This is a genomic window from Paractinoplanes rishiriensis, from assembly GCF_016862375.1.
Lineage (GTDB): Bacteria > Actinomycetota > Actinomycetes > Mycobacteriales > Micromonosporaceae > Actinoplanes > Actinoplanes rishiriensis.
Genome location: NZ_BOMV01000106.1, coordinates 1 through 16,495 on the forward strand (window position 1 = coordinate 1; position 16,495 = coordinate 16,495).

Consider the following 16,495-nt stretch of genomic DNA (forward strand, 5'->3'; position numbering starts at 1 on the left):
AAGTCCGACGAGATGCAGTACATGCTCCAGCGCCGCAACGAGCTCGGCGGCTTCGTGCCGAGTCGGGTCGTACGGAGCCGGCAGCTCAGCCTGCCCGGCGATGCCGCCTATGCAAGCGTTAAGCGCGGGTCGGGCGCTCAGCCGGTGGCCACCACTATGGCGTTGGTCCGCCTGATCAAGGACCTGATCAAGGATCCCGGAATCGGTCACCGGCTGGTGCCGATCATTCCCGATGAAGCCCGTACGTTCGGGCTGGACGCGTTGTTCCCTACCAAGAAGATCTACTCGCCGCACGGCCAGACCTACACGTCGGTCGACCGGGAGCTGTTCCTGTCGTACAAGGAGGCTAGAGACGGCCAGATCCTGCACGAGGGGATCACCGAGGCCGGAGCGACAGCCTCCTGGACTGCGGCCGGCACCTCGTACGCCACCCACGACGAGCCGATGATCCCGCTGTACATCTTCTACTCGATGTTCGGCTTCCAGCGCACCGGCGATGGACTTTGGGCGGCCGCGGACCAGATGGCCCGGGGGTTCCTGCTCGGTGCCACGGCCGGCCGCACCACGCTCAACGGCGAGGGTCTGCAGCATCAGGACGGCCATTCCCTGTTGCTCGCCGCCACCAACCCCGCCTGCCTGGCCTACGACGCGGCCTACGCCTACGAACTTGGGCACATCATCCGTGACGGTCTACGCCGGATGTATGGCGAACCGCAGGAGAACATCTTCTACTACCTGACCCTCTACAACGAGCCGATCCTGCAGCCGGCCGAACCGGACGACGTCGACATCGCCGGCATCGTGGCCGGCATGCATCGCCTCGGCGGCGCCGGCAACACCAACGGTCCGGCGGCTCACATCCTGGCATCGGGTATCGCCGTCCCGGCGGCGCTGGCCGCGCAACGCCTGCTACACGATGACTGGGGCGTGCACACCGACGTCTGGTCCGTCACGTCCTGGACCGAGCTGCGCCGCGAGGCCCTCGATGTCGAACGCTGGAATGTGCAGCATCCGGACGAGCCCGCCCGCATTGCGTACGTCACTCGTCGCCTGCAGGAACACGCCGCGCCGGTGCTGGCCGTGTCTGACTGGATGCGGGCGGTACCGGACCAGATCGCCCGGTTCGTGCCAGGCCGGTGGGCGTCACTGGGTACCGACGGCTTCGGCAGGAGCGACACCCGCACAGCGCTGCGCCGGCATTACGGGACCGACGAGACGTCGATCGCCCTGCGCGTGATCCAGGAGTTGGCGGCGACCGGGCTGCTGGACGGGGCCACGCTCGGCAAGGCACAAGCGGCGTACGACGGCGTGACCCTGGCCAGCACGGGATGACAGGAGCCGGACAATGTGCATTTCGCAGGCGGGCGACGCCGGCTTACAGTCCGCTGATTCCCGGCAAATGGCGGGTGCTCGCCGGAGCGATCACCGCCGATCTCGATCCTGGCGGCCAGGCATCTGCCGGCCGGGCGGCACTGGGAACGACATCAGGCCTCCAGGAACGCCGGAACTGGTGGGCATCCGAGCGAGCGACGGGCGCCAGGTCGGCCTGCGGCAGTGCCCGTTCCTCGATGTCGCGGTCAGTCGCTCGGGCGTGACGGGTCCGGTCCACTTGGGTTCGATGGAGGAAGCGGTGCAGGCGCAGGGCTCGCCGATCACGGTCGAGCGACCCGACCTTTGTCGAACCAGGCTTGTCTTTGGCTTATCTCGGCTCGGAAGGAGCATCGTGATGGATGTTGTGTCGTTGTCCGCCTTGGCGGCTGAGCAGGTTGCCGCGGCTCATGCCTCGTCGACGGGCCGGTGCGCGCGCACGATCCACGGCCGGCAGACGCATGCCCTGCGCCAGACGGTACTCGCGCTGGTGGCGGGCCGAACGCTCGGCGAGCACGAAAGCCCCGGTGAGGCAACCCTGCAGGTGCTGGCCGGGCGGGTGCGTCTGAGCGCCGGCGGCGAATCCTGGGAAGCGGCCACCGGCGACTATCTGGACATCCCGCCGGCTCGCCATGACCTTGCCGCCATCGAAGACTGCGCGGTGCTGCTGAGCGTTGTCTCGACGGCCCGGGGATGACCGGGTCGTCCGGACCGGCCGGGTTGGACGGCGCGGCGCACAACGGGAACGCGGCCTCGCGGCTCGGGCCGCTGCACGATCTACGTCCGGGACCGGCAGCCGTGCTGACCGCGACAGGCATCTGTTGCGTCGTGATCGGTGGCCTGGTCGCCGCGGTCACCGGGCCACTCGAATTGGCCCACGGCAGCTGGCTCGCGGCCTATCTGGTGCTGGTCGGTGGCGTGGCCCAGTGGGCCATGGGGCAGGCCCGGTCGCGGCGACCCGATGTGCTGCAGCCACGCCGCAGTTGGGCACAGATCGGATGCTGGAACGTGGGCAACCTCCTGGTGATCGCCGCGACCCTGACCGGTGCGCCCTGGGCGGTTGATCTCGGCTCGATCCTTCTGGTCATCGCGCTGGTGCTCGCGTGGCATGCCGCGCGACCAGGTACCGGTACGTCAGCTCGCTTGGCTACCGCCTGGGCGTCATTGCTCGTCGACCGTGCCTACCGGATGCTGCTACTCGTGCTGGCGGTGAGCGTCCCGGTCGGCATGGTGCTGTCCCACTCACGGCACTCCTGAGCAGCGTCGAGTACTGCTGACCGCCATCCGTTGGTGCCAACCGTCAAACCGACGCTTTGGGGGCAAGCAGCCTGCGGGATACGACGCGACAACCGGCACCGCCACGCGCTTGTTGCTGGCGCCCGGCAAGGTAGCAGGCCGAACAATGACCGCTGCGGCACCTGTCCGACCTTCGACCCGCGGGGCGACAGTAGATACAGCCCGTGCGTGACCTGATCCCGGAAGCCCGACTGTCGGCGTCGTCTTCCGGAATGCGCGGACAGCACCGAGCAACCTTCCGAAAGAGGTACGCGATGAACACCCCTGTGGCTGTCGGCTTTGACGGATCGGCCGCCGCCGACAAGGCCGTGCGGCACGGCGCCCGCCAAGCCGCGCTGCGTGGTAGCGAGCTGCGAATCGTGCACGCGTTCGGCTGGTCAGTTCTGCTGGCCCCGATGTACCCGCCGGACTTGGACGTCGACCGCGGCCCGCGGGAAGCGCTGCTCGACTTGCTTGGCCGGACTGCGGCTACCGTGCGCAACGAATTCCCGGATCTTGCGGTGACCACCCGGCTAGTCGACGGCTCACCGACTGCGGTACTGATCGATGCCTCACGTGAGGCGCAGCTGCTGGTGGTCGGCCACCGCGGCACCGGCGGATTCGCCGGTCTGCTCGCCGGGTCCACCGCCACACAGCTCGCCGGTCACGCAGCCTGCCCGGTCACCGTGGCACGAGACGCGAACACCGCCGATGACGCGGCGATCGTTCTCGGCATGGACGGCTCGCCACACGCGCTGGCTGCGGCCGACGTCGCGTTCGCCGAAGCCCGTCGACAGGACGCTGAACTGGTGATCATCTCCCATGGCCAGACACTGACAGAAGCCGAGCCGGATTCGGTCACGGCGCGAATCGAACAGCTTGCCCAACACTACGGCGACATCAAATACCGGCGCGAGGCCGCCGACGGCGCCACGCCCGCAGCCGCCTTGATCGACGCCGCGAACCGGCTGCACGCAGGCATGATCGTTGTCGGTTCCCGCGGCCATAGCGGCTTCCGCGGCCTGATCATGGGCTCCACCTCGCGTGCCCTTGTCGACCACGCGAGCTGCTCCGTCACGGTCGTGCCGTCCCCCGCATAGCCGGTGCAACGCGCCACCGGATCGACCCGAGCCGCGGTAGTGACCGATGTCGACACGTACCACGCCGCCGATCGGCGCACGGAGAAGCAACACGACCGCGAGACGCTGGGCTGGGGCCGTGCACCAACTGCACCATACGTTCGTCCGGTACGCGTTTCCCGACCCGGCTCAGCCCGCGGATTCCGGACGTTCCGGAGATCTCGCCCGAGTGCGGATGGCCGCGGCGCGGCACGCCGTTGACGACACCCCAGCGGCCCTGCGACGCATCGCGTCCGGGCACCTACACCATGTGCCAGCAGTACGGGTGCATGATCGAGACCGACCGCGTACGAGACCTACCCAGCACCCGTTGGGGCCAGCGTCTGCCAGGCATAACCCCAATCCCAGGTGCTTCTCTTCGCAGAGAACGGAGGAACAACAGTGGGAACTGACAAACCTCCCACGGGCGCCGAAGCGGTCGTCGTGACGACAGGACCGACACTACGCAAGCCGCCGCCCCACGACCCGCAGGCCGATGACGGCGACATCGTCGAAATCTGGGGGCGGGACTCCTTTCCCGCCAGCGACCCGCCTGCGAACTGGTGACCCCGGCTCCGAGTCCTGTCTGGCAGGACGCGAGACCGTCGAGCCATCTGTCGCCGTGAAGGAGTTCCAATGACCACAGGACAGATCGTCGTCGGCGTCAACGGATCGGCGAGCAGCAGCGCAGCTGTCCGCTGGGCAGTCACCGAGGCCCAACTGCGCCGCGTGGACCTGCACGTCGTCGTCGCGTATCAGTGGCGGATACCAGGCAGAAGCTTCACCTCCCGCAGTGAACTGGTGCATACGGCCGGCGAGCAGGTCACGGCGATTCTGGACGCCGCCGTAAGCCAGGCGCGCTCCATAGCCGCGGACATCCGCGTCTGGAGCTCCGCGGTGGTTGGCGAGCCGGTGCCGGTGCTGCTCGAGGCTGCCGCCCGCGCGGACCTGCTGGTCGTCGGGGGCCGCGGTCGCGGCGAGCGCGGCCGCATGCTCAGCGTCGTAACCAGCCAGGCCGCCGCGTACGCGCCGTGCCCGGTCGCCGTGGTGCGCCCCCACGACCGCGAGGACAAGAACATGATCGTGGTCGGGCTCGACGACACACCAGACGCATCGACAACCGCCGGTGCCGCGTTTGAGGAGGCGGCGCTGCGGCCGTCCTCAACACTGCTCGCGGTCACCGCTGTCACCATGCTGCCCGGCAGCGATCTGCGGACCATCAGGCGCGCACGACGGCACGACCTGATAGAACTGCTGGCACCGTGGCGAGAGAAATTCCCCGAGATACCCGTCGCCGTCGACGTAGTCCGCGCCGACGCCGGCGCTGTGCTGGTGGAGAAATCGCGGCGGGCCAGCCTACTCGTGGTCGGCGCCGGGGCCCGGACACACTTCGACGCGATGCGGCTAGGGCCGATCCGGCTGCACCTGCTACACCACGCCGACTGTCCCGTACTGATCGCTCAAACCCCTGACTGATCCAACAGCAGCACGCTCACCGCGCGGCCCGGCTGCAACCGCACATCGCACCTGCGAGCCACCCGCCGATGCCGCCATTGTGAGCCAGCGCCAACCGGCTACGGCGAACGCCGAGATGCAGGCCGCAGGTCGTTCCCTGCTGGGAAACGGCTAGCCGCTGAGTCGTTCGCGTTACGGACCCCGCGGATCTGTTGACTGGTGAGGACGTTGGGCCAGTGCCGCCCTCGCACAGTCAGCCGATCGGCCGAACGACCGCGGTTGAGACAGATCGCAGCTGGTCGCGGAACTGGGCGTTCTCGCTGGCGAGCACGTTCATGATGCGAGCGAGCATATTGTTGTCGTCTCGCAGAGTCTTGAGGCGCTCGTTGGCTTCGGCCAGCCGGCATTTGGTCGTTTCGAGTTCTTGTCGGAGTCGGCGCTCGCTGTCGGGAACTTGGCCCCGGGCGCGCACTTGGGCGTAGAACAAGTCTTTGAGGTCGGTGTGGCGATGCGTGAGAACGTGCCTTTTGACGCCGGCTTCCTCGGCGAGGGCGACAACGGTCAGCGCTCCGCTCGAGCGCAGTGGGCTCCCGGTCAGGAGCCGGGAGGCTGCGGCCTTGATCGCGTCGCGTTCGGCGGTGGGCTCAGTCTTCATGAAGTTGTCCTGTCGTTGATCCGGTCATCGAGATGCTGCTGGGCTTGGGCAGTGAGTGCTTCGGCTTCGGCGTTGAGCCGGTCGGCCAGCGGGGTCGGCACGGCACCCGCTTGCGCTTGTAGCCGGCCGGCGTGCTGAAGCATGCGAACGGCGTGGTGGTCGGTGCGGGCAATGTTGGCACAGAGGGGCTGGCAGCGGTCCAGGCTAGGGTTCTCGGCCTTGGCGCGGCCGGGGTGGCAGAGCGCTTTGTCGCGGGCGTAGTTGCAGAGCAGGAAGGCCCGTTGGTTCTCGAAGACGGTGAGCCCGGGGTCGTCGAGCAGGGCTCGGGCTTGGCGGTGGGTGGTGATGATGCCGCCGAAGCGGTGGTGTGCGCGGGCTGCCGCGTCGATGAGCCGCCGGGCGGCCGGCCCGGAGATTCCTTCGTTGTAGCCGATCGCCTCGTTCAGGTCGCTGAGGCGTTCGGCAATCTCGCGGGCGGTCTCGACATCGATGAGCTTATCGATGCCGTCGCGGGAGCGGTTGGAGTACCCCTCGCTGACGATCGTCCGCAGGTGGCCGTACTGGACGGCCAGGGCGGCCAGGCCACCGGGGCGTCGGGCGATGTGCCAGGCCAAGGTGCGACGGAACCGTGAGATCCCGGTCCCGCCGGATGGGTCGGGCGGGATTGCCTCGGCGGGCCGACCGTTCGTCTGCGCGTACTCGTTGACCCAGGTGATGAGCTTTTCGATGCGGTGGGCGGCGGTCGTGTGGGTCAGTGATCGTCCGGGATTCGGGGTGCGGGTCGAGTGGGGGGTGTCGCGTTCGAACAGCAGGTCGCCGTCGCCCACGATGCGCTCCATGACGCGGATGGCGCGGACAACCGGCGGGATGGCGACCCATGGGGTGTCGCGGTCCCGTCCGGCCGACAGGTGGACGCCGTCGTCGTCCCGGGCGTTCTTGAACACCTTGCCGTTGATCAGGTAGCGGCGCGGGCCGGCGTCGGATGTCGTGTCGTCGGGTTCAGGGCAGCATCCGGAGCGCAGGGCGAGGACCTCGGCCGGTCTCATGCCGGTCAGGTAGGCGATGACCACGAAGCATGCCGCGATCAGGTGCCGGTGGAGGGCGTCGATGGCGTAGAAGTCGAACCCCGGCTGCCATGGCGTGCCGGCGATCGTCGCGGTCGCCGGGGTGGTCAGCCAGCACGGTCCAGGGTTGGCTGCCGCGGCGGCGACCCAGTGTGGGCGTTTGAGGACAATCCTCGCCTGGCCCACCAGGGTTCCGGTGACGCTGGCGAGGAACAGCGCGGGGTGCGTCTGTTCGTGCCCGCCGTTGCGGCTGCGGGACGGGACGGGGTGTCCCCGCTGCTGGAGGTTCTCGAGGAACGCTTCGATCCTCGCGAACGCGTTGGGGCCGGCGTCGGCTTCGGTCCTGGCGTTGGTGGCGTGGCGCAGCTGCTGCTGTTCGGTGAAGGCGGTGAGGATGTCGTCGGCGAAGTCCTCGACGAAACGCAGAGCCCAAGTCAGCAGGGGGCCGATGGTGTCCGGGCTGATGGCGTCGGTGGCGTTCTCGCCGCCGGCGGATCCGGCCGGCAGATAGGCGTCGATGCCGTCGGTAAGCCAAGGCGGCGCGGCGAGCTGGTGCTCGGCAGGTAGGTGCAGGGTGGAGTAGTAGTGGAGTCGGCTCAGCGCGACCAGCGCGCCCTTGACGGTGTCGCGGGCCAGCCCGCGCTGAATGTTCTGGCGGACGTATTCGGTCATGTCGGCGGCCCGCACGTCGGGCAGAGCCTGGATGCCGCGTTGGTCGGCCCAGGTCGCGAGGTTCCGCCAGGCGGCGATGGTGTGGAAGGCGAGCGCGATGCTGGGTTTGGTCACCATCAGGTTGTTGTGTCGGGCGACCAGGGCATCCGGCAGCGACTGGCGGAACATGATCCAGGCGGCTGCGCGCATGCTGTCCCGGAACCGGGGTGGGACGCGATTCCAGATGATGTTCTGGCTGGCGACCGACGGGTTCTGCGACATCGGCGCGATCGGCCACTGCGGGTCACCGAAGCGCGGGATCAGGTGCCGCTGGGCCAGTGGGACGCTCTCGGGGTCGATCACCGGCGTGTCGGGGTGCGGCAGTTCCTGGGTGAGCTGGTGCGTGGCGGTGCTCACGCCTGCCATTCCTTCGTCATGAGGTTTTCGATGATCTGCCGGTCGTCGTCGGTCGCCGCGGTCAGGGCGTCGTCCCACTCGGCCGCGGTGAAATCCGGGGCTTGCTTGATGCTGGTCAGCCGCTGGTGGTGTACGTCCCAGTCCTGTGCCCATTGCTCGGCTGGCAGGACGGCGCGGAGGTCGTCCAGCGATCGGTGCAGGAGCGCCAGGCGGGGCAGGTGGCGTGGGGTGATTACGGCGTTGGGGCAGATGAAGCAGAGCAGGAACGAGGCGCGGCATCCGGTGCCGTGCTCGCTGAACGGGCTGTGGTGGTAGTCCCCGCAGGTGACCGTCGCGGTGTCGGCCGCGGGGTCCGTCGCGGCGCGGCGCAGCGCCGCACGGAACTGGACGCGGGCGAACTCGACCGCGTCGTTGACGCCGGCCTCGATCGCGTCCCGGGTCTCCTGTTTGGTGCGTGGATCGGGCAGCACATAGACGCGGTCACGGGTGTCGCGCCTGTGCTGCATCAGGTCGGGCTGGTTGGCCACCACGAACGTCTTGCGCAGTCGCCGCAGGTTCACCTCGATGCTGCCCTGGCCGAACGGCACCCGCCGATCGTCCCCGCGGGTCCTGCTGCCAGCGAGCTGCTCGAGGGTGGCCGCGAACTGGAGGCTCACTGACGCGGCCGGGTTGTCTCGGGTGTGCCAGACGATCAGCCGGCTGCTCGGGGTGCCGGCCAGCTCCAGCGCTGCCCGCCCGGGGCCGGTCGCCTCCACCGCCTCGCCGATCAGGCGGCCCGGCGAACGGGCTCCCCAGTCGGTGAGGTTGCGGCTCTCGTATCGATGCGGGGCGCGGCGGCGCCGCTTGTGCAGCTCGACGCGGTAGACCACCGGGCCGTCGGTCTCTGCGGACACGATCTGCGGGATGTCGAGCTCGGCGATCGAGCCCGCATTCCAGCCGTAGGTGCACAGCATCAGCGTCAGCAGCGCCCTGGCCTCGGCGGGCGTCAAGAACAGCCTGGCCCACGTGGTCTCAGCCCGAGACCCGCCCAGCACGACCGCGTCGGCATACCGGATCCGCTCCTGGCCATTGCGCGCCGTATAGGTCGGTGGTCGGCCTGTTCGGGCGATGTGATCCAGCAGCGCACCCAGGCGCCACTGCGGGCTCGACTCTTCGATCGCGCCGGTTCGCCACCGCTGCAGATGCTCGACGTTGGCGCGGATCCGCAGCAGGCCGGTACGGAACGTTCGCGCGGCGTGCCGTTTGATCGCGTCGAACTCCTGCGTGGTGTACGCGGTCTCGGTCACCGTCTCCGCGGGGAGTCGCCGCATGATCAGGTCTCGGGTGCCCTGTGGAAGTCGTGGATGCCCGCGGAGGAACCCGGCCGTGAACTTCAACAGTCGGCCCTGGCGTTCGCCGGTGGTCAGCCGCCACGCTGCCCACATCGCCGGCGTGATGTCGGGCAGGTCCTCCGGTGGGGGCTGCTGCTCAGCCAAGAACTGGGCGAACTGGCGCAGCATGTCGAACGCCCAGCGGCTGCTGTTCACCGACCGCCACGTTCCGCCCGGCCCCGCGAACTGCGCGAACCGCTCGGCCACGCTGCGGGCCATCGCCGGGCGCAACCGCAGCGCCGCGAGGTCGTACTCGACACGGCGCTGGTCGCTCTCATCGAGATGGCTGACCACGAGCCCGGACGGGTCAAGGAGCTGCGGCCTCCGGGCAGAGGCGTCCGGTCGCACCGCCGGCCGTCCGCGGCTCACGACGCGAGCTCCGTGTCCAGCACCCGGCCGGAAAGCCGGGCCAGCTGTGCCAGCGCTTCGGTGGTGTCCTCCGCTGGCTCCTCGAGTAGCAGGGACCTGATCTGCAGGTCGGCCACGGGAGCGGCGTATATGTTGCGGGTGGTCTCCTCGCTGGCGTGCCCGAGTAGGTCTCGGACCAGTCCCCAGACGTCGCCGTAGAGTTCACGCATTGCCCGGCGTTCCTCCGGGCTCAGACCGAACCGGCGGTCCAGAGCGTGCTGGAGCACCACCAGCATATGCAGGGAAAAACTGTGCCTGGCCATATGCGGTGTGAACCACGGCGGCTGCGCCACCCGACCGGCCAGCACCACCTGGCAGCGCTGCGACGCGGCGCGATAGACCGCCTCCCAGGAGTGCGGCCGAAACGGAGTTCCGTCCTCGGCCAGCCACAACCACAACGGCTCCAGCCCGTCCTTTCCGAGGACGTACAAGCGCAACCGGTCCTCGACACCGATCATGTCGAGGCTGCGTTGCACCGTCTGCCCGTCGTTGTCGAGCCAGTGCAGCGTCGTCCCACGCCACCCGGACCTGCGCACGACCAGTCGACGATCCGACATAGCCTTGTATCTGCCGGCGGTCTGGGCGCGGCGGACCGCCGCCCGGCGGGTCGTGCCGATGTACGCGTCGATGGCCCCGACAGCGTCGGCGGAGACGTAGAAGGTCCTCGCTCTTCTCGACTTGGTGACCTCGCGACCCAGCTGGCCGCGGGCGTACCGATGGGTCGCCTCGACGAGTGTCGGGACCTCGATCGTCAGCAACGAGGCACCCTCGGCGCGGCGCAGCCCGGAACTGAACAGCAGGTCGGCGTACGCGGCGTTGCGATCATCGTTGCGGCCATGCCACGACGGATCGCGCCGTGAATCGGCCGCGTAGCCACGCAGTCCCACATCGCGCCACAGCCGGTAGGCCCGCGGCGTGAGCCACTTGACGTTGCTGGAGCGCACCTCGCGCGCCCGACCCGCCGGCACCGAGACTGGCTCGCCTCCCCGTGTCACCCGGACCCGCTCGGTCACCGGGCTCTTCAATATTGCCCTGTCGGCGACCGCCCATCTGTAGAGCCTGTTCAACGCTGCCAGCTCACGGTTCCACTTGCTACCGCTGATCACCCGCGAGTTGCGTGGCGACCAGCGACGCCAGTGCTGGAAGTCCCATACGTCGTCTTCGCAGGCCTCGCTCCAGTTCTTGCCCCGCGACCACAGGAAGTCGAAGAACACGCAGCAGTCCGTCGCGTAGCTTCTGCGCGTCTCGGCCGCCAGCCACGCGAAGCTGCTGCGCGTCAGATACCGCGTCAGCCGAGGATCGATCCGGTAGTCCGGATCGGTGAAGAACAGTGATCCCGCTTCGATGCCGAGTGCCTGCTCGCGGCCCGCGAGCCCGTCCCACCCTGCCACTTTCGTGAGCCGCGACGGGACAACGAGCGGCGTACCTGTCACCCTGTGTATCTGCCAGTGCCTGTTCATGGAGGCCCTTCTACATGCAACGCACGGTCACGCAACACGTAGATCAAATAGGGAAGTGGTTGCAGGCGTACATGCTCGAAGCCGCCCGGTTGCGGCTGGGGTCACGGGTGCTGGAGATCGGTTCGGGCGGGTACAACGCGGCACTGCTCACCGAGGTCGTCGGTCCGACCGGCACGGTGGTCAGCGTCGACATCGACGAGGATGTCGTGGACAACGCCCGTCGGGCTTTGGCACAGGCCGGGTATCCGCAGGTCCGTGTAGAGCATGCGGACGGCGACAACGGGTACGCCGACGGTGGTCGGTACGACGCGGTGATCGTCACCGTCGAGACCAGCGTTCTCTAGGGTTCCAGCTCTGTTGTAGGACGTTGCGTGGGAGCGCATCTTTGCTGGTAGCGCAACACTTCTCTCGGCCTGTAGTGCATGTGGCTCGATATGATCTCATGATCATCTTTGAGCTGTGGAGGATCTTGAGGGTGCGTGCGTTTCGAGTCCAGATGCCCGGCGGTGCCGCCTACTGGACGGTGCTTGATGACGAGCTGGTCGTGGTACGGGAGGCCGACGAGTACCTGCGGCAGGTGAGATTCGGCGAGGACAATGCGGAGCTGACCTCGAAGGCTTACGCCGGAGCCATCGCGCTGTATCTGGCATGGTGCCGGCGAACGGGGCGAGACTGGAGGACCGCCGCAGGCTTCATGGGCATGTTCGTGACGTGGCTCAGGCACGTGCCGCGGAAGCTGGGGACCTCTGGTGGTGCGGAGGTGCTGGTGGGTCCCGGTGAGAAGTCTGTCCGGGGAGCGAGCCGCATCAACGTGGTGCTGGCCGGGGTTCGGGGTTTCCTTCTGCACGGCGTCGGCTCTGGTGCTGTCGCGGCGGACGTCGTGCCCGTGCTCTTCGACGTTTCGGAGAACCGGGACCTGCCCGTCGAGGCGCGGCCGGAAGACGGGACGATGTTTCACCGGCTCAAGGCCCGGCATCGTATGAAGGTGCCCAAGCATCAGGTGGACCGGGCGAGCGACGAGGAGATCGTCGCGTTGTTGCGGGCATGCCGCTCGGCCCGGGACCGACTGATCGTGCTGCTGATGGCCCGAGCCGGGCTTCGACGCAGTGAGGTTGTGGGGTTGCGCCGTGAGGACATCCACTTTCTTGTCGACTCGTCGCCACTGGGCTGCTTGATCGACCGCTCGCACCTGCACGTCGTGCGTCGGCAGAATGTCAACGGAGCCTGGGCGAAATCGATCCACAGCAAGCCGGTGCCGGTCGACTCGCTCGCGGTGCGGGCGTACGATCAGTACGTCTTCGAGCGGGCCACGGTCGAGCGGGCTGCGGACAGTGACTTCCTGATCGTCAATCTGTTCCGTGAGCCGATCGGCGCCCCGATGCCTCCCGGTGCGGTCAACGATCTTCTGGCTCGGCTGGAGAAACGGGCCGGGCTGGCACGGCATGTGACGCCGCATATGTGTCGACATGCCTACGGGAGCAACCTCGTGGACGCTGGCGCGACCTTGGACGAGGTGCAGGAGCTCCTGCGGCACGCACAGGCGTCGTCATCATTGGTCTATTTGCACCCGTCGACGCAGCGGCTTCGCGCGGCCGTCGAGCGGGTGCCGTCTCCCCGCCTGTCCGAGGAAGGTCAGCGATGACCACGCAGTTGGCCGTCATGCCGGGGGCTGACTCGCCGATGCCGAACGCAGCGCACCAGTTCGCGCGGCTGCTGGACCCTGCGTTTCTGGCCGACGCCGGGTGGGATGCAGAACAACTACTGCTTCGTCCTCCGGCGGAGCATCCCCAGTTGGGTCGGCGGCCGTGCGTGGTCAGCGAGTGCGGGGCGCCGTCCTCACGCGCGGGACAGCTGTGCACACCCTGCTCCGTGCGGCACCGAGCCAGCGGTCTGGCGATGGAGGAGTTCACGGCCATTCCGCACAGGCACCGCCGTGCCGGAGTGGGGCGATGCGTGGTTGCTGACTGCCCTCGCCCGTGGAAGACCTCGGGCGATCCGCTCTGCAACACCCACAGCAACCAGCGCGCGTACTCGCTGCGGATACCGCTCGAGGAGTTCGTCCAGCATCCCCGTGTGGCCGCGCTGCCGTCCTTCGGGCCATGCCTGGTCGCGTCCTGCCTGCGGGACGCGATGGGCGCCTACGGGTACTGCCAGGCGCACGCTACCCGCTTTCGGCTGGTCCGCGCCGGGTCAGGCTTCGACGAGCAGCGGTGGCGGGCCACCGAACCGTCGGTCGCCGAGGCGAACATGGTCAGCTTCCGTGGACTGGCGCCGCTCGTGATCCCCGAGCTTTTGTTCGGTCTCCAGCAGCGCGTTCGAAGCGGAGCTCGGACCAAGCAGGACGAACTCAAGCAGGTCTGTGACGGTCTGCGCGCCGACCAGGTCTGGTCCGTGCTCGACTACACAGGGTCGTGGCCGGCCAGTCCGTCGCGGACGCTGTTTGACCATTTCGTCAAGCACATCCGCCGTGCGCGGCTGAGTCCGGAGCGCGAGGTCGCAAAGGATGTGTGGGACATGTTCGTGTTCGGACATGGCGGGCGGCTGGATTTCCGGGGCCTCTCCCAGCCGTGGCTGCGGGCTGCAACGAAGCGGTGGGCGGCCGACGACATCCCGCACCGCCGCGGCAGCAACGTGACTGGTGTCGTTCAGGCGAAGATTCGGCAGCTGGAGCGGGTGTCGGAGAGCCTTCGGGCGCACCGCGACGACAGCGGGGCGCACCCGGCTGCTCTGGGCCGTATCGATATCGAGCACCATCTGCACCGATTGGCGTTCCTGAACAGCCAAGGCGAGCTGAGCGACTTCAGCCGAATCAGGGCCTGCCGAGAGCTGAAGTGGGTGCTGCAGCAGATGCGCTCGCTCGGTCTGACCCGCCCCGGACAACCTCTGACCGGACTACCGGAGCAGTTCGCCCTGACCAGCCGCGACATGCCCGATGAGCTGCAGGGCGACGAGGCCGGACGCGACCTACCGGCCGACGTCATGGGGACACTGTGCTCGAGCCTGGAGATCGTTGGCGCGATGCGCCCGGAGGCGCGCACTGCGATCGAACTGATCATCGACACCGGACGCCGACCCGATGAGATCTGCGAACTGCCCTGGGACTGCCTGAGCCGCGACCCCGGTGGCAAGCACGTGCTGACCTACCACAACTCCAAGAACCACCGTCAGCGTCGCCTACCGATCCCCGACGCCACCGCCGCTCTGATCGCCGAACAGCAGACGACCGTGCGCATGAAGTTCTCCGACACGCCGCTGGCGAAGCTCAAGCTCCTGCCCAGCCCACGGTCCAACCCGTACGGGCGCAAGGCGATCTCATCAAGCGCGCTGGGCGACCTGCACCGCGAATGGGTCGCCGCACTGCCTGCGATCCAGACGGTGACCACCGTCGTCATTGACGGCGAACGCACCACGCAGACCGTGGAGTTCGACAAGACCAGAATTTTTCTCTACGCGTATCGGCACACCTACGCCCAGCGTCACGCAGACGCCGGGGTCGGCATCGACGTGCTCTGCGAGCTAATGGATCATGAAAATATGGACACGACTCGCGGCTACTACCAAGTCGGCCACGAGCGGCGACGAGAGGCGGTCGACAAGGTCGCTCGTATGCAGTTCGACCGACACGGCAATCGTATCTGGCGCGAGACCGAACAGATCCTAGACTCCGAACGCCTGCGCCACGGCCTCGGGGAGGTCGCGGTCCCCTACGGACGATGCAGCGAGCCGACCAACGTCCAAGCTGGCGGCGGCCACTGCCCGATCCGCTTCCGCTGTCTGGGCTGCGAGCACTTCAGCAGCGACATCTCCTACCTTCCGGACCTGGAGGCATACCTCGCCGACCTGCTGCGCAACCGCGAAAGGATCGCTTCGATGACCACCGCGGACGAATGGGCGAAAGTCGAGGCCATGCCCTCGCAGAAGGAAATCGACCGGGTCCGCCGCCTGATTCGCAGCATCAAACAGGACCTGGCCTCCTTAACTGAAGTGGAGCACACCCAGATCCGGGACGCGATCACAGTCGTGCGCCGGACCCGGCAGGTCGTGCTCGGCATTCCGGGCATCCGGCGACCGCTGCCCGACCTGCGACCGGAGCGATCCGCATGAGCACCTCTAACAACCGCAGCGCAGCGATGGCAGCCGGAAGACGAGCGGATTCCCAGCGGCGCCGCCAGCGCGTCGCCAAAGCCCTCCAGACCACCATCGCCAGTGGCACCGAGATCAGCATCTCGGCAATCGCCCGGACGGCCGGCGTCGACCGCTCGTTCCTCTACCGTCCGCAGCACCGCGACCTGCTCGAAGCCGTCCAGGCCGCGGCCGTCGAACCACGGGGCGGCGTCGGGCCGTCGGTAAGCCGGGCCTCGCTCCAAGCCGATCTTGCCAACACCCAGAACCGGTGCAAACGCCTGGCCGACCAGGTCTCTCTGTTGGAGAAGCGGCTGTCCGAAGCGATCGGAGAGGAGATCTGGAGCCGATCAGGGCTGGGCTCGGCCGTTGACGTTGATGACCTCCGCCGGCAGATCGTCAAGTTGCAGGAGACCAACGCGGACTTGCGGTTGAAGATGGAAGATGTCGAGGAGGAGTTGGCTGCGGCCCGGGCTACCAACCGTGAACTCATAACGCAGCTCAACGCCACGAGCCGAGCGCCCAGGTGAGTACCTGAAGTTGCCGAAAGCGCCCAGCAGTCACCGCAGCGGTGTCCAGATTGCCCGCTGTGAGCGCGTAGCGCGTATCTCGCCGAGGTCCTCATAGCTCGATTTTTCCTTCCTTGAAGCCTTTGCCACATTCGTTGCATGCCGGTGGCGGGTGGCGATCGACTCTCTGAGCCGCACAGAATCGGGCATGGGACGCGTCATCCTTTTGCTCACCGGTGTTGCCGCGGCCGCCGCCGCGACTGTCTTCCTAGTCGTCGGGCCGACCGACGGCGACAAGCTCGCCAGCATTCTCGCGGCGGTCGTCGCCGTTCTCGGGCTTGGCCTGACCGTCTACCAACTCGCAGCCGGCGGTCGCTCTCAGCCCACGTCGGCGGGGAGCAAATACAACGTGCATGTGACCCGTTCGTGGTTCGTCAGAGTCGGCGATGGGGAGTAGGCCGGTGGCGGCGCGTGGATACGTCCCGTTCGTCGTGCTGGCGCCGCTCGCCGTCTCCGTGACGGTTTGGGCCGCGACCGACTCGACGTGGCGGGCGTATGTTGTGCCGGTGCTTGCGGTGGCCGGTCTCGTCGCCGCATGGCCGGGCGGCGGCCGCCGGGAGCGG

General features: G+C 67.9%; 14 protein-coding genes. 10 read left to right on the top strand and 4 right to left on the bottom strand.

The annotated features are described in order from the left end of the window. The 5 genes from Ari01nite_RS44815 to Ari01nite_RS44835 form a co-directional block, all read left to right on the top strand. The coding region (locus Ari01nite_RS44815) for a transketolase-like TK C-terminal-containing protein (RefSeq protein ID WP_438872299.1) at positions 1-1,332 on the top strand (1,332 nt) is incomplete at its 5' end. A 178-nt stretch (positions 1,333-1,510) separates the two neighbouring features. Beyond that, on the top strand, positions 1,511-2,065 hold the full coding sequence (locus Ari01nite_RS50525) for a cupin domain-containing protein (RefSeq protein ID WP_239163554.1): 555 nt from the start codon (positions 1,511-1,513) through the stop codon (positions 2,063-2,065). Next, a complete protein-coding gene (locus Ari01nite_RS44825) occupies positions 2,062-2,625 on the top strand; it encodes a hypothetical protein (RefSeq protein ID WP_203790323.1) in 564 nt (187 codons plus the stop codon). Before Ari01nite_RS50525 ends, Ari01nite_RS44825 begins: the two co-directional genes overlap by 4 nt. Positions 2,626-2,918: 293 nt before the next feature. Next, the gene (locus tag Ari01nite_RS44830) at positions 2,919-3,743 is read left to right on the top strand and encodes a universal stress protein (protein WP_203790324.1); all 825 of its coding nucleotides are present in this window, start codon (positions 2,919-2,921) and stop codon (positions 3,741-3,743) included. 654 nt (positions 3,744-4,397) lie between these two features. Continuing rightward, positions 4,398-5,237: a universal stress protein gene (locus Ari01nite_RS44835; RefSeq protein WP_203790326.1), complete on the top strand. Its 840-nt coding sequence runs from the start codon at positions 4,398-4,400 to the stop codon at positions 5,235-5,237. Positions 5,238-5,469: 232 nt separating this feature from the next. Here the strand turns inward: Ari01nite_RS44835 and Ari01nite_RS44840 are convergent, their stop codons facing one another. Genes Ari01nite_RS44840 through Ari01nite_RS44855 form a run of 4 tightly spaced genes read right to left on the bottom strand, consistent with a single transcriptional unit; the run spans position 5,470 to position 11,241 of the window. Then, positions 5,470-5,871, bottom strand: coding sequence for a hypothetical protein (locus tag Ari01nite_RS44840; protein WP_203790327.1), 402 nt, complete (start codon positions 5,869-5,871; stop codon positions 5,470-5,472). Then, complete coding sequence (locus tag Ari01nite_RS50530; protein ID WP_239163555.1) at positions 5,868-8,003, bottom strand: site-specific integrase; 2,136 nt, start codon at positions 8,001-8,003, stop codon at positions 5,868-5,870. Before Ari01nite_RS50530 ends, Ari01nite_RS44840 begins: the two co-directional genes overlap by 4 nt. After that, positions 8,000-9,742: a hypothetical protein gene (locus tag Ari01nite_RS44850; RefSeq protein WP_203790328.1), complete on the bottom strand. Its 1,743-nt coding sequence runs from the start codon at positions 9,740-9,742 to the stop codon at positions 8,000-8,002. The genes Ari01nite_RS50530 and Ari01nite_RS44850 overlap by 4 nt, the downstream gene beginning before the upstream one ends. Beyond that, positions 9,739-11,241 carry a site-specific integrase gene (locus Ari01nite_RS44855; RefSeq protein WP_203790329.1) on the bottom strand — a complete coding sequence of 501 codons (1,503 nt, stop codon included), beginning with the start codon at positions 11,239-11,241 and terminating at the stop codon, positions 9,739-9,741. Before Ari01nite_RS44855 ends, Ari01nite_RS44850 begins: the two co-directional genes overlap by 4 nt. A gap of 14 nt (positions 11,242-11,255) precedes the next feature. On the opposite strand from Ari01nite_RS44855, the gene Ari01nite_RS44860 reads away from it, so the two are divergent. From Ari01nite_RS44860 to Ari01nite_RS44880, 5 genes are all read left to right on the top strand, one after another. Further along, complete coding sequence (locus tag Ari01nite_RS44860; protein ID WP_203790330.1) at positions 11,256-11,585, top strand: methyltransferase domain-containing protein; 330 nt, start codon at positions 11,256-11,258, stop codon at positions 11,583-11,585. A 98-nt stretch (positions 11,586-11,683) separates the two neighbouring features. Beyond that, entirely contained in the window at positions 11,684-12,883 is a 1,200-nt protein-coding gene (locus tag Ari01nite_RS44865; RefSeq protein WP_203790331.1) for a tyrosine-type recombinase/integrase, read from the top strand. Further along, the gene (locus Ari01nite_RS44870) at positions 12,880-15,345 is read left to right on the top strand and encodes a tyrosine-type recombinase/integrase (RefSeq protein ID WP_203790332.1); all 2,466 of its coding nucleotides are present in this window, start codon (positions 12,880-12,882) and stop codon (positions 15,343-15,345) included. Before Ari01nite_RS44865 ends, Ari01nite_RS44870 begins: the two co-directional genes overlap by 4 nt. Continuing rightward, complete coding sequence (locus tag Ari01nite_RS44875) at positions 15,342-15,893, top strand: DUF6262 family protein (RefSeq protein ID WP_203790333.1); 552 nt, start codon at positions 15,342-15,344, stop codon at positions 15,891-15,893. Before Ari01nite_RS44870 ends, Ari01nite_RS44875 begins: the two co-directional genes overlap by 4 nt. Before the next feature lie 187 nt (positions 15,894-16,080). Continuing rightward, positions 16,081-16,329 carry a hypothetical protein gene (locus Ari01nite_RS44880; RefSeq protein ID WP_203790334.1) on the top strand — a complete coding sequence of 83 codons (249 nt, stop codon included), beginning with the start codon at positions 16,081-16,083 and terminating at the stop codon, positions 16,327-16,329. Positions 16,330-16,495 lie beyond the last annotated feature (166 nt).

Coding starts and splice junctions, on each gene's coding strand:
- Ari01nite_RS44880 (WP_203790334.1), top strand. CDS start 16,081: ATGGGACGCGTCATCCTTTTGCTCACCGGTGTTGCCGCGGCCGCCGCC.
- Ari01nite_RS44840 (WP_203790327.1), bottom strand. CDS start 5,871: ATGAAGACTGAGCCCACCGCCGAACGCGACGCGATCAAGGCCGCAGCC.
- Ari01nite_RS44830 (WP_203790324.1), top strand. CDS start 2,919: ATGAACACCCCTGTGGCTGTCGGCTTTGACGGATCGGCCGCCGCCGAC.
- Ari01nite_RS44825 (WP_203790323.1), top strand. CDS start 2,062: ATGACCGGGTCGTCCGGACCGGCCGGGTTGGACGGCGCGGCGCACAAC.
- Ari01nite_RS44835 (WP_203790326.1), top strand. CDS start 4,398: ATGACCACAGGACAGATCGTCGTCGGCGTCAACGGATCGGCGAGCAGC.
- Ari01nite_RS44865 (WP_203790331.1), top strand. CDS start 11,684: ATGATCATCTTTGAGCTGTGGAGGATCTTGAGGGTGCGTGCGTTTCGA.
- Ari01nite_RS44870 (WP_203790332.1), top strand. CDS start 12,880: ATGACCACGCAGTTGGCCGTCATGCCGGGGGCTGACTCGCCGATGCCG.
- Ari01nite_RS44855 (WP_203790329.1), bottom strand. CDS start 11,241: ATGAACAGGCACTGGCAGATACACAGGGTGACAGGTACGCCGCTCGTT.
- Ari01nite_RS44860 (WP_203790330.1), top strand. CDS start 11,256: ATGCAACGCACGGTCACGCAACACGTAGATCAAATAGGGAAGTGGTTG.
- Ari01nite_RS44875 (WP_203790333.1), top strand. CDS start 15,342: ATGAGCACCTCTAACAACCGCAGCGCAGCGATGGCAGCCGGAAGACGA.